Source organism: Bacillus sp. CH30_1T, assembly GCF_008364765.1.
Classification (GTDB): domain Bacteria; phylum Bacillota; class Bacilli; order Bacillales; family Bacillaceae_B; genus Rossellomorea.
The window spans coordinates 600,995-615,234 of record NZ_VTUY01000004.1 but is presented as its reverse complement, the minus strand read 5'-3'; the positions used below and the strand labels follow the sequence as shown (position 1 = coordinate 615,234).

Sequence of the window (14,240 nt, the reverse complement as noted above, 5' to 3'; positions counted from 1 at the left end):
GATAAGAAAGGCAAATCGTTAGTAATAGTAAAAAGATTATTTCTTCTATGGACCGCTCATCCTATATTATCCATTTATATTCTTGATTGATACGATCAAAAAAGTTGTATTGTTAACAATTCAGAATACTAATACTATTGTGTCTAGTAGTTTATAAATTTTAAAGGAGGGATTTTAATCAAGTTATAAACTATTTAGTAGATTTAACAAATTTAAAATTGTGAGGAGTTCAAACCATCTTGGCCAATAAGAATAGCGTTTATCATTTTCCATTAAGTTTACTAATAGCTTTCATTCTCTTAATCAACCTGTTCGTCCCAATTAACACAATAGCACAAGGAAATCCCGAAGAGAGAAAGCCAGTGTCTATTGGTAAGAAAACTTTGGTTACCAATAAAGTAGATTCTAAACTAATCAAACAATTTAAGGATCAAAATCAGGTTACATTCATATTAAAGTTCCAAGAGCAAGTTGATACTTACCGGGTAGCGATCGAAGCAGCAGAAAAAGCGAAGAAACAGAAACAAACAGCTGCAAGTACAAAACTACAGGTCCGTTCTGCCGTTGTTTCAACATTACGAAATACTGCGATGGAAAATCAATCGGAAGTAATGGACTATCTTGAGAAAGCAAAGGAGAAAAGGGAAGTGAAAAGCGTTCAATCCTTCTATGTTGTGAATGCGATAGCGGTGACAGCAACAAAAGATGTGATGGACAAATTGGCAGCATTTCCGGAGGTAGCAAAAATTCTTCCGAATGAAACGCGGCAAATAATCACACCAATCCAACCTAAAGTAAAAACGACCAATCTAATTTCATCAACGGTTGAATGGGGAGTTGAAAAAGTCGGAGCCCCTCAAGTATGGGATATGGGAATCGATGGAGCAGGAATCGTGGTGGCAAGTATCGATACAGGTGTTCAGTGGGAACATCCTGCTTTAATGGAAAAATACCGTGGATACAATCCAGCGAATCCAAATCAGGCAGATCATCAATTAAACTGGTTTGATGCCGTCGGAGGAAAAGAAACACCGTATGATGATAATAAACATGGTACACATACGGTTGGGACCATGGTTGGCTCAGAGCCTGATGGAAGTAACCAAATTGGTGTTGCCCCAGGTGCAAAATGGATTGCGGTTAAAGCATTCGATAAAAAAGGTGGTCAGGATGTCGATTTGCTCGAAGCTGGAGAGTGGATATTGGCGCCAAAAGATGCTGAAGGTAATCCTCATCCCGAGTTAGCTCCAGATGTAGTAAACAACTCCTGGGGTGGTGGTCCTGGACTAGATGAATGGTATCGCCCTATGGTTCAAAATTGGAGGTCTGCCAATATCTTCCCTGTATTTGCAGCTGGCAATGCCGGTTCTAATGGGGAAGGATGGGTTTCCTCACCAGCGAACTATCCAGAATCTTTTGCGGTTGCGGCAACGGATGATCGCAATGCCTTAGCGTGGTTCTCTTCCCGTGGACCAGGGCCATATGACGAAATGAAACCAGATGCTTCAGCACCAGGTGTCGATATCCGCTCAGCCGTACCTACGAATGATTATGAACTGATGAGTGGTACATCAATGGCATCACCTCATATTACAGGAGTCGTAGCGTTGTTAAAGCAAGCAAATGCATCTTTGACGATAGACCAAATAGAGGAAATTCTTACAAGTACATCCATACCATTGACAGACTCTGAATTTTCATCCTCACCTAATTACGGTTATGGGCATGGGTTTGTTAATGCTTATAACGCTATAAAAACATTAAATAAAGGAAATGGAATGGTTAAAGGTATTGTTGTCCATGACGGTAAAGACACAACCAATCCCACCTACCAGCATACCTCTACTGGATTTGTATACGACCAGGAAGTATTGCCATTAACAGTGGAAGTACAAGATAACATCAGTGTAGATACAGTAGAAATTCAGTATTTAGTTGATCAACAATGGAAGACTGTAAAAGCAACTAGAACTGCCGGAGACTTTAGAAACGGGACCTATCAAGCTGTAGTTCCAGGGGCGGATATAAGGAAAGGTACATTTATGTACAAATGGAATTTCGTTGATTATGGTCAAAATCAAGTAACTTCTTCCACATATGATGTAGAAGTTAAGCCTGCAATCACGATTGGTTATTTCCACGATTTAGAAACCGCTCTTGAAGGTTGGTATTCAGAAGGGGTGAATAACGATTGGGAATGGGGCAGCCCAGCAGCAGGACCTGGACAAGCTTATTCAGGACAAAACGTATATGGAACCAATTTAGAGGGTCCACATGTCCCAGATACTATTTCTTATCTCAATATGCCTCCTATCGACATACCTGAAAACGGTAAGTCATACCTGCAGTATAAGCAGTGGTATGACTTTAGTCCAGATGGATTCGGTGGTTCAACCGATTTCGGTGCGGTCCTAATCTCTACCGACCGCCAAAACTGGGAAATAGTTACTAAAACGGAAGCTACTGAATTTGATGAGTTCGGACAACCTTCAAAGTACTATACAGATAATTGGGTTGATGCGGAAGTGGACCTTTCTGCTTACGCTGGAAAGCGGATTTATATCAGCTTCTATATGTATGCATATAAAACAAACCTTGAATCAGAGACTGAAACTTATGATGGCTGGTACTTGGATGACATAGCATTAACTGATAAACCTATTACTGAAGACAGGAAACAAGAAAATTTTAAGAAAAATACAACAAATGAAATCCATATCAAAAAGAAGTCTAAGAACAGTGAGTTAGCTCCAACTGCAACATTCGTTCAAGATACTTCTAGTCAGCCAAACGTGTTACCGATCGGTGCACAGGTAACTCTAGTAGACTCTGGATTCTCAGCTACAGCTAATCCAGCTGATGGAAGTTTCTCCATGACACATAAGGCAGGGGAATTTACTCTTCGCGCTGAAGCCTATGGTTTTCATTCCAAAGACCAAGCTGTTTCGATTCCAAAAGACGGGACCGTCGAAGCAAACTTTAATCTTAAACCTTTAGGGAAAGGAACAGTAGAAGGGGTAGTCAAGGATCAAACGACAGGGAAACCGATATCAGATGCGATCATCTCTTTAGTAGAGGATGCCGCCGTAACACCTGTGAAAACGGATAGTAAAGGAAGATTTACGCTCACAGCCTATGAAGGTAACTATACGTTACATGTGTTCAATAAAGAATATGATTATAAAGAATACTTGATTACACTCCGGTCGAAAAAGAATACCAAACAGAATGTCGAATTGGAAAGGTTTATCGGGTTTCCTGGAGAAATCGCTTATGATGATGGAACATCAGAAGAGGCACGGTTTTTTTACGGTGCTAACAATGGCTTTGCGATTAGAATGTCATTGGAAGAAGGAGTCACGAAATCTTGGCTGACAGGTGGACTCTTTAAAGTTAATACTGAATTCCCTAACCTGGGATCAACTAGATTTCAAGTAGCAGTATATGATTCAACAGGTCTTAACGGAGCTCCTGGTAAAAGAATTGCGGGTCCATTTGAAGCTGATGCGCGGACTGACGGGGATTGGACTCATGTTGATTTAACCGATAAAAACATTTTTGTCACTGGAGATTTCTATTTGGTCTATGTACAACCCTATGACTCTACTAGATCACCAAGTCTCTATAGTGATATAAATAGCCCTTTCCATGACAGGCTTTGGTTGCGGGTTAATGGAACCTGGGAGCATGTTACGACACCAGAAGAAGGTAACGTAATGATTCGCGCGGTCATGAACAATGCGATCTCAGCGCCTGTCATTGAAACACCGCAGGATAATACGTATACGAATCAAGATAAGGTTCTAGTAAAGGGGACAGCGATCCCCGCAAGCACTGTTACGATTCAACGTAATGGCAAAAATGTAGGATCCGGCACCAGCAAACAGGACGGTACCTTTAACATCTCGATTAAATTGAAGAATGGATTGAATACGTTAACCGCCACAGCCATGACGAAAGAAGGAAGTACAGATCCATCTTCTCCAGTCAACATAATTTTAGATCAGAAGAATCCTAAGATAACTATCTACGATTTTAAAGGTATGGTAGAAAAAGATCATGAGGTCACCGTTCGGGGCTTGGCAAAAGATGATTACTTAGATAACGTGCTTATTAATGGAAAAGAAGCAGAAGTGGATTCAAAAGGAGCTTTCCATCATCGAGTTGTAATGAAAAAAGGGGACAATTCAATTATCGTACTTGCGACTGATAGAGCAGGCAACACAGAGAGAAAAAAGATTCACGTTCAAGTCAAATAGATTGTTGTGCAGTTTGAAGTTTATTAAGTCAAAGGGAAAGTTATAGTTTGATTTGGGACAGTTCACATATTTAAGGATAGGTGAACTGTCTCTTTAATTAGAAATCAGATTGTTAGTTTTAGATTGTTTGAACTTTTCTATTATCTACTTTACTATCAATGAAGTTCGTAAGCTCATTATATCCTTGTTATGGAATAAAAAGAATTTAATAGAAATTTTATAAAATATTTCGAATAGTATATTATATGTGTTTAACTTTAAAATGGATTTACAGATATCTAAGGGGCGTGTGGGGAATATTGGAATTGAGACAATTAGAACATTTTATGGCTCTTTGTGAAGAAATGCAATTTACAAAGACTGCTGAGAAACTAAGAATTGGGCAACCTACTTTAAGCTACCAAATGAAAGCCTTAGAAGACGAACTTGGTGTTCGTTTATTTGATCGTTTAGGGAAGAAAATAGCAATTACAGAAGCTGGTGAAATTCTCCTTGAACACTGCAAAAAGATATTCGCTAATTTAGAAAGTGCCAAAGAACAAATAGAAGAGCTTCAAAATGTCAAAAGAGGAAAACTAGTAATCGGAGTCTTGTCAGGTGATTTAAATCATATTGCATCGACAGTATTGTTAGAATTTCATTCCATATATCCAGATGTACAAATACAGATTTTCTCTTTAGATGATGTGGTTGAAAAGGTTATACAGAATGAATTTAATTTAGCCTTGACGCTTATGCCAGGAAAAGATGAAAGGTTAACAAATATTTCATTATACGAAGAAGAATTTTTCTTAGCTGTACCAAGGGATCATGTTTGGTCAGATAGAAATGCCATAGATTTTAAAGAAATTCAGCGCATCCCCTTAATATTAAATCCTAAAGGTCACTGTTTTAGGCAATCACTTGATGCTGCGTGCAGTGCTGAAGGAATTCAAATCCAGCCAATTATTGAATCAACTGATTCAAAGTCAATATTGAATCTAGTTAAGAAAGGGATAGGGGCTACTATTATATCCAGTACACTTTTTTCTCTGGAAAATGAAGGGATATTGAAGGCAATAAAGATTAAAAATCCAGCTATTATTAGGGAAGTCACCATTGTGCACCATAAACAAAAATACATTGGGACAGCCGCAAAAGGTTTTATTGAATTATTGATTTCACATGTGAATAGAAGCAAGGTGGGTGTCTTTAATGAATTATTAAGTATTAAATAATGATAAATTGTAATACCTGTGAACTTTCAACTTGACACTTACCTATTAGTAAGTTAATATACGGATATGGAAAACAGAAAAAAACAAATCATAGATTTAGCAATAAAGTTAGTACAACAAAAAGGGTATGTAGGATTTAGCTATGATGACATTTCTAAACAACTAGGCGTGACCAAGGCAAGTATCCATTATCATTTTGAAAAAAAGGAGGACTTAGGGGTTGCCATTACCGAACGGATTACAAATAGATTGCAAAACTCTTTGTTGTCAATTAAAGATTCTTCGGTTTCAGCAGAAGAGAAGTTAAAACAATTCATCCAACAACAGGCTGAACGGTTCGAGTTTACTGAAATATGCCCGATTTCATCTTTGCAGACGGATTATGAATCTCTGCCATATATTGTTCAACATAAAGTTAAGGAAGTCAGTAAATTAGAACTCTCAATTCTCAAAGAAATTGTTGCAGAGGCTCAAAATGAAAAAAGCGAAAATGATTCTGAAAACCTTCAGTTTTTAGCTGTAACTATATTATCCAGCATTAAGGGAGCATTATTATATCGACGTGTTCTGGGCGAGGATGTATTAGTCGATGTACTAAACCAGTTAAACCGTTTCTTAAGAAAATTATGAGAACGGTTTATTTTTTTAAAAAAATCTTACCTTCTAGTAAGTAAGTAGTTCGAACTTTAATTTTTAAGATCTCCTTTAAGGTGCTTATTAGTATCTCTAATGAATTAAATAAAATTTTATTGAAAGATTAAAAATTAAAGATGAGAATTGCTTCTCATGTTAGGCTCGGAAAGGATGTGGACGACGGATAAGTACTAGCAATTACAATGGATATCACTATTAATGGCGTAGTGCAACAAGGAAATCGTTGCGGAAGCTCATAAGGTTTGCCCTTATGCTAAAGCAACTCGTGGCAATATCGAAAGTTATTGGTTAATTAGTGCACAAAGAGTAAATAATAATCCAGTATTAAAAGGAGGAGAGTTTCAAAAATGATTAAAATTGAAAAGAAGTTGTACACTGCTACTGTAAACGTTCAAGGCGGAAGAGATGGTAAAGCGGTTTCCAGCGATGAGAATCTTAATGTTGATTTGAGATATCCCAAGGAATTAGGTGGTAACGGAGCTGGAACCAATCCGGAGCAGTTGTTCGCTGCAGGATTTGCCGCATGCTTCGAAGGAGCGATGGGTACGGTTCTTAGAAAAAAGAATATCAAAGCAGAAGGCATAACAATTGCTTCTCATGTTACGCTCGGCAAGGATGCGGACGACGGCTATGTGCTAGCAATTACAATGGACATCACTATTAAAGGTGTAGAAACTAGCATGGCTGAGGAAATCGTTGCAGAAGCTCATAAGGTTTGCCCTTATGCGAAAGCAACTCGTGGCAATATCGAAGTAATATCGAACGTTGTTGGTTAATCAGCACACAGTTCGAGTATCGTCAGTATCTTACCAATAAGATGAAGTAATAAGCAAAATAGTTGATTATGCGGGAGGATAAAGTCTCTTTACACATTATGACACGATTGTGATTATGGCATGCTTGTCGGGGATACATGGGCTGTAACTTCTGCCTTGCTGCTCCGGCGGGATCGTTAGCACAGTCGTGTTTGTCATGATAAATAATCGATTTAGTGGCTGATAGTACAACAATTCTGAAGAGAGATATTTTATTTCGCCTCAGGACCTTTTACCTCGACACTTACCTATTAGTAAGTTAATTTAATGACATGGAAAACAGAAAAAACAAATTCTAGACTTAGCAATAAAATTGATACAACCAAAAGGGTATGTGGCCTTTAGCTATGATGACATCTCTAAACAACTTGGAGTAACAAAGGATTGAGGAAGTCAGCAGACTGGAAACACGGTAATGAAAGAAATAGTTACAGAGGCATAAATTGAAAAAATTATAAATGGTTCTGAAGACGTTCATCTGATAGCGGTAATGATAGTATCAAATGTTAAGGGAGCATTATTATACAGACGTGTTCTTGGTGACGATGTATAAGCCGAAGTACTAAAGCAATTAAACCGTTTCTTAAAAAATCCATAAGAACGGTTTTTTTAAGCGTAAATTACCTTTTAGTAAGTAAGTTTAGTTTTGTGTTAGATGATTTATTGCGAGCATAAAGAATTGAATTCTTAGCCTATAACCTTGGTTTAAATTATTATTAGAAATTAAAATGTTAACTACTATTTATTAGTATGACTATTCACTTATATAAAATATTTTTGGAGAATTAATTATAGAAAGCTGGGGTTGTCGTAGTGAAAAGAATGCTTTTGGTTTCTCTATTGATGTCAAGTGGGGCTACCTTTATAACTCCATTATTTCCTTTGTATAGTGAGACTTATCAACTGAACAGTTTGCAAATCACGATCCTGTTTGCCATTTATGCTGCTTTCCTTTTACCAACTTTATTTATTGCTGGAGACAAAGGCAGCACTTGGGGATTAAAAAGGGTGGTTCGTATCAGTATATGGATATCCATCACATCTACCTTGTTTTTCCTGGGAAGCCAAAATGCCTGGATGCTCTATGTCGCCAGGTTATTGGAAGGAATCGCGTACGGAGCCTTTACAGGTACAGCTGTTGCTTTTCTCATGAAGCAAACTCCTCCAAATAAAGTAAGTGCAGCTCTCAAGTTATCAGGAGTCACGATTCTTGTTGGTTTTGGTCTGGGACCGGCTATCGCAGGTTTAATCTTGCAATATATACATCTTCAGCCGCTCCGTTTGCCATTTTGGATTTTGCTCGTATTGCTCATCATCTCTTTAATTTTACTTGAAACAATTCCTAAAGATGTTGTTTCATTTGACCAAAAGCGAGTAAAAGCTAAGGTATCACTTGGTGTACCTAGCAATATTCGCTCTCAATTCTGGTCGATGGTCGGTTTGCCAATCTTCACAGTTTTCGCGATTCAAGGAATAGCATTTGCCCTTATCCCTAATTTCGTCAAAAATGTCATTCAAACGACTAACCTCTCCGTTTCTGGATTAATCATTTTCGTGCTTTTAAGTGGTGCAGCTTTGGCTCAGCTCATACCTTGGCCGAGTCATCCAGTTACACGTATCAGATTCGGCATCCTGCTACTTGCGATTGGGTCATGGGTTATTGTTTCTTCTGGTTTATCATCAAGTCTGCCATTACTCTGGACAGGCATTGTCATCCAGGCTATCGGCGGCGGATGGACTTTTCAAATCGCGTTACGATTTGCCGGACAGTTACCTGAACCAGAAGCGCGGCCACGAGTCATTTCGGCTTTTTATTTTTGCGCTTACTCTGGATTTATCGTTCCGGTTATTGGAGTCGGAGCTCTTACTCAATTTTTCAATTTGAACCTTTCTCTCATCGTGCTAAACTTGTTTGCGGCACTCATTGTTGTTTATGTATTGATTTATTCCGTCAAATTTAATCGTACTTTTTTGGGAAGTGATTGATTCTTCGCTCCAAATACCCAATAGCGGCTTCTATTTCTTGATCATTAAGCTTAAAAGCTCGAACTGTGGCAACAGTAGAGAGTAATGCAAATCATGTAAAAGGAAAAAAGGACGGAATTTAACAGCAACCGGATATTTTATATCAATGGAAAATGACAATGATTTGGGGAAATAAAAGATACAGATGAAGAAGGTAACCTTAATTGTTTTGCTCGATGTACGATGGCAGTCATTAAAAGAAGTTAGTCAACTGTTTTCTCAGTTTGTACCGTATGTGCTAGCAATTACTATGGACATCTAAATTAAATTTCCTAGAAACTAGCGAGGTAGAGGAATTCGTCGCAGAAGCTCATTAGGTTTGTCTTATGCTAAAGCTACTTGTGGGAATATCGAAGTAACAACAAATGTTGTTTGTTAATTTGAAACATACCATTTCTTGATGTATATTCGGCACTTTTCTCTAATAAGGAAAGTGCCTATTTATGTGTGTTAGTCATTTAAGTAGTTACCATAAACGAAACAACTCTAATCGCATAACATAAGTTACTCATGGTCATAATGGTTAATAACAATGAGAAGCCATGACGAATTAATGTACAAATTTATTGTTTTGACAACCATAAAGATACAATTACTGATGCGGTTCTAGTTATTTTAGTTTTCATTTAAAGAGACCCCTGGGGTTGAAATGATCGATTACTTTTATCTATGGACATTTAAGACTTGTAGTTATGTTTTATAAGGTTTTCAAACATAACTAGATTTCTCTTTTAATATTAGAAAGAAATCTTGAAAAAATGAACTTTAAGTAAGAATAAGGTTTGAGATTAAAAGTTGCTATTCTTTAGGTGACACATATTCGAATGAAGAATAGTTAAAAATAATGTTGAAGTTATATTTAGTAGGAGGTTACTGTATGTTCCTTATCATACGGTCAGTATTATGGATTCTTGTCGCATGGCGATGGGGAGATTGGCGGAACTGGAAGAAGTATCAATCGACCATACTTTTTTCATTTTACTCGATCTGCTTTATAACTTTCTTACATACAATTACACCTTGTGGCAATATGAACCTACAGCTATTATTCCAAATCATACTCTTAACAATTTGATTGTAATGTTTATTATTTACCCATGTTTAGTACTTTTATATCTAGGACGCTATCCAACTGGGTGGGTTAAACAAGGTATTTGGATCATTTCCTTTACTACCTTTTTATCTATTGTAGAGTTTATTAATTACAAAGCAGGGCTGATAACCTTCCATAATGGTTGGAATATCAAATGGTCAATAATGTTTTATCTTTATTCCTTGCCTATATTACGACTTCATAATAAAAAACCATTACTGGCTTTTGGGATATCTGTACTGATAACTGTAGGATTGTTATGGATCCTTAAAGTCCCTATAAGCAAAATGAAATGAATTCCACTACTTTCTTTATAATTAACGAAAAGAAACATCATCGAAAATCGAGAGCAATCCCTTCAATGAAAAACCATGTGTAAAGGTTTGAGCAATACTTTCGGATATTACTTGCATGCTCTTATGTACACATATATAATAACCTCTTCAATAGAATAAGGAGGATGTTGTGATGACGGAATGGATAAGTATTGAACATGCGAACGAACACAATTTAAAAGATGTTAGTGTGAAAATTCCCAAACGTAAATTGACAGTAATAACTGGTGTTTCTGGATCAGGGAAGTCAACACTCGCACATGACATTCTATTTAATGAGTCACAACGACAATATTTAGAGGCAATGGGAATGCAAGGCATTGAAAAACCAAATGTTGCACATATTAGTGGTGCTTCTCCTGCTATAAGTTTAAAGCAGCAAGAAACCTCATCTAATCCTCGATCAACAGTAGGAACTAAAACTGCCATGTATACGAGTTTACGTATGATTTATGAAAAGCTTGGCATCCGCCCATGTCCCAACTGCAAGAAAAAAGTGAACCCCATTCAGGCTATTGAAGAAACAGAACACGTAGATGGCGAGTTTACTGTTTTTCAAATTTGTCCCCACTGTGAGCATAAGTATAAAAAATTGATACGAAGCCACTTTTCTTACAACACAATCGAAGGCGCTTGTCAAAAATGTAAAGGTATCGGTAAAGTCATCCAAATTAATGTCAACACCTTATTTAATTTTGAATTGTCAATTGAAAATGGTGCGATTGCTTTATGGAACGGTCGATACTTAGACTATCAACTTGATAATATCAAAAGGACAATGAACTATTACAACGTGCCACTTGAACAAAATACATCGCTTAAACATTTTAGTGAATTACAATATGCTTTACTTTGTTATGGGACAAGCAGTAAAGAAGTAGGGAAACTTACTGATAAAAAGGAACCGAAAACAGTAGGTGAAGGTAAATTCCAAGGTGTAATGACAAACCTTTGGCGTAAATATCAAGAAAAAAGTGGAGATATGGGGAAAGAATCTATTTTTTTCTATAGTGATACATGCCCTGATTGTAATGGCGCGAAGTTAACTGAACAAAGCAGTAGTGTTAAAGTGATGGATCGTTCAATCACAGAAATCTCAACGTTGGATTTAGATCAATTGTTAGAGTGGGTCAATGACTGTAGGTTGATCCTGACTGAGGAGGAAATATTGTCAGTTAATGTCTATATTCGTGATATAGAAACTAAACTTAAACGTATAAAACGTCTTGGTCTCGGTTATCTCACATTAGAACGTGGGACAAACACTTTATCTGGCGGAGAAAGTCAACGCATTCGTTTATCTGCCATCTTAGATTCAGACTTAACAGATGTTGTTTATATTATCGACGAACCAACCGCTAGTCTTCATGCTAAAGACACTGAAGGTATCATCGACATCATGAAAAAACTAAGAGATAAAGGCAATACAGTTCTAGTGATTGAACATAATACGGATGTCATGAGAGAAGCTGATTATTTAATTGAGATTGGACCAAAGGCAGGCCGATTCGGTGGCGAATTAATTGGTACTGGTACATTAGGAGATCTTGAAAATAATGTGAAATCTCTAATTAAAGGCTACATTTCAAACAGAAGTCAACCTAAGAAAAATGTTAGACAAGCTGGAAAAACACCCATTCATATTCAAGAAGCCACGCGTCATAACCTCGCTTCTGTAAGTGTATCCGTTCCTACTGAATCACTGGTAAGTGTAACAGGTGTCTCAGGGTCAGGTAAATCTTCATTGATATTTGATGTCGTAGGAGAAGAAGCAAACAATGTTTCAGGGTTAGACCAGTTTGACGAAATCATTACCATTAACCAAACAAGTATTTCAAAAATGAAACGCTCGAATGTTGCTACATATACCAATGTATTCACAGACATTCGAAATCTTTTTGCCAAACTCGAAGATAGTAAAGCACAAGGGCTTACATCTAAACACTTCTCATTCAATACGAATGGCGGTCGTTGTGAGACATGTGAAGGACTTGGCTATGTAATGAGTAACATGTTGTTTTTTAATGATATGGAAGTTGTCTGTCCGACGTGCAGAGGTAAACGTTTCAAAGAAAACATCCTCAATATCACGTACAACGGCTATAATATAAATGACTGCTTAGAATGTTCAGTTGAAGAAGCACTAGATATTTTCCAGAATGAATCAAAAATCCATAAAGTCCTCAAATTATTAACTGAAATCGGATTAGGTTATTTAAAACTTGGTCAATCACTTACAACATTATCTGGTGGTGAAGGGCAACGATTAAAGCTATCAACTTCTTTAATGAAGAAAAATAAACAAAAGAGCCTGTTCTTATTAGACGAACCTTCAACAGGACTGCACCCTTTTGACATTCAATATCTGTTAGAATTATTCAACCGTTTAATCGATAATGGTAATTCAATTATTATGGTAGAACATAACATTCATATGATCCATGCGAGTGATTGGATTATTGATTTGGGTCCAGAAGGTGGTGTCAAAGGAGGACAAATTATTGCAAATGGAACACCAAGTGACATCAGGGCGAATCCATCATCTGTGACAGGTCAATATTTATAATAAAAGCTTAAAACCTTTTAATTGGTTTAATAAGACTTTGCGCAAGGACCTTTCACAATCTGACGCATTAATAGGATAATGCGTCAGATTGTGTATTGGGCAGCCCCGAGATGTTGGGCCACATATATTTGGTGAGTAACTCTACATTTACCTGGCGATACTCTTTTATTAATCATCGAGCGGTATTTAGTATAAACTCGTCAATCAAAAAATGGACGCTTGGAAAAACGCAATGGCTGCTGAAGAGTCATTGTTTTTTTTCTTTAATCTATTAGACACTTAATTGTTGATCCGCTCGGGGAAACTCGATTTCCGCTGCAGGTCTGACGATCCTCGGTCATTACGTGCATGAGGGATCTCCTTTTACTCGCATTTCCCGTAGGACATTAAATAAGCATCCATGAATATATACTGTTACAAAATTTCGTCTCCCTTCATATTGATGGAGATCCAATTTGTGACTTTTTTTGGTCTGGAAGATAAGTGATGAAAGGATGTACAGAGTGAGGAGGTTCATAGATCCAAATCTATAGACAACTAAGTGAGTAATGGCAGAAAACGATAACGGAATAACGAATTATATGTTGAATAGATATGTGAAACAATACGCCTTTTTTTCAACAATCGGGCGCATTTCTGGAGCAAGAAATGCGTTCAATTTAATGAATTGAGCTAGATTATGGAGCAACGCAGTTGTGGTATAATACTAAAATTAGGAAGAAATTTCAAATGTTGTCCTTAGAGTAACGGGTCATGTTAGCTTAATAAGGATTAAAAGGGATGGATGGAAATGAGTTTAGCTAGCTATATTGGCTGTAATATTGAAATACCACTAAGTGGTGAAGATTCGAATGATATTATACTTATAGGTGATTCTTTTTCGGAAGAACAACACCGAATAAATGTAAAGAAACACCAATTTACTACTACATATGTTTATGAAGTGTCAACTGATTGGGGGATTGAAATTTCGAAATTCACGAATTCAAGTGTTCGTGCTCAATCAAAGCAAAAGCTTATTAGATTATGTGAAATTATGGATGAATATCTTGAACAAGGTGATTATTTCGAATTGTATAGCTGTTGGCTCGGAGAAGAAACAGAAAAGCGAGAAGCTGATCTAACCCTTCAAATCAATAACTTTGATATTGATCACATTAAATTACCCGAAAAAACGTTAGTGAGACTAGAAAAATGATGTCTTCTTCCTGTAATGGAGGTTGAAGTATTCTGGAGAAGTGAAAATAATGAATGAACAATGTTGCGAGGACAGCGG

General features: G+C 37.0%; 10 protein-coding genes. 9 read left to right on the top strand and 1 reads right to left on the bottom strand.

Going from position 1 to position 14,240, the window contains the following annotated elements; translation table 11 throughout:
* The first annotated feature begins 239 nt into the window (after positions 1-239).
* The 4 genes from F0342_RS10615 to F0342_RS10595 all read left to right on the top strand — a co-directional run bounded on the left by F0342_RS10615 (position 240) and on the right by F0342_RS10595 (position 6,906).
* The gene (locus F0342_RS10615) at positions 240-4,259 is read left to right on the top strand and encodes a S8 family serine peptidase (RefSeq protein WP_149155903.1); all 4,020 of its coding nucleotides are present in this window, start codon (positions 240-242) and stop codon (positions 4,257-4,259) included.
* Between the two features lie 305 nt (positions 4,260-4,564).
* Positions 4,565-5,476, top strand: coding sequence for a LysR family transcriptional regulator (locus F0342_RS10610; RefSeq protein WP_262481697.1), 912 nt, complete (start codon positions 4,565-4,567; stop codon positions 5,474-5,476).
* A gap of 66 nt (positions 5,477-5,542) precedes the next feature.
* On the top strand, positions 5,543-6,106 hold the full coding sequence (locus F0342_RS10605; protein WP_149155901.1) for a TetR/AcrR family transcriptional regulator: 564 nt from the start codon (positions 5,543-5,545) through the stop codon (positions 6,104-6,106).
* Positions 6,107-6,477: 371 nt separating this feature from the next.
* Positions 6,478-6,906 (top strand): organic hydroperoxide resistance protein, encoded by a 429-nt coding sequence (locus tag F0342_RS10595; RefSeq protein ID WP_149155900.1) that lies wholly within the window; start codon positions 6,478-6,480, stop codon positions 6,904-6,906.
* A 96-nt stretch (positions 6,907-7,002) separates the two neighbouring features.
* On the opposite strand, the gene F0342_RS25160 is transcribed toward F0342_RS10595, so the two are convergent.
* Entirely contained in the window at positions 7,003-7,140 is a 138-nt protein-coding gene (locus F0342_RS25160; protein ID WP_223145714.1) for a hypothetical protein, read from the bottom strand.
* 139 nt (positions 7,141-7,279) lie between these two features.
* On the opposite strand from F0342_RS25160, the gene F0342_RS25715 reads away from it, so the two are divergent.
* The 5 genes from F0342_RS25715 to F0342_RS10570 all read left to right on the top strand — a co-directional run bounded on the left by F0342_RS25715 (position 7,280) and on the right by F0342_RS10570 (position 14,162).
* The gene (locus tag F0342_RS25715) at positions 7,280-7,333 is read left to right on the top strand and encodes a hypothetical protein (RefSeq protein WP_395940678.1); all 54 of its coding nucleotides are present in this window, start codon (positions 7,280-7,282) and stop codon (positions 7,331-7,333) included.
* 434 nt (positions 7,334-7,767) lie between these two features.
* Positions 7,768-8,931, top strand: coding sequence for an MFS transporter (locus tag F0342_RS10585; protein WP_149156086.1), 1,164 nt, complete (start codon positions 7,768-7,770; stop codon positions 8,929-8,931).
* Between the two features lie 957 nt (positions 8,932-9,888).
* Positions 9,889-10,359, top strand: a complete 471-nt coding sequence (locus F0342_RS10580) for a CBO0543 family protein (protein ID WP_149155899.1) — start codon at positions 9,889-9,891, stop codon at positions 10,357-10,359.
* Between the two features lie 172 nt (positions 10,360-10,531).
* Positions 10,532-12,964, top strand: coding sequence for an ATP-binding cassette domain-containing protein (locus F0342_RS10575; RefSeq protein WP_149155898.1), 2,433 nt, complete (start codon positions 10,532-10,534; stop codon positions 12,962-12,964).
* Positions 12,965-13,754: 790 nt separating this feature from the next.
* Positions 13,755-14,162, top strand: a complete 408-nt coding sequence (locus F0342_RS10570; RefSeq protein WP_149155897.1) for a hypothetical protein — start codon at positions 13,755-13,757, stop codon at positions 14,160-14,162.
* Positions 14,163-14,240 lie beyond the last annotated feature (78 nt).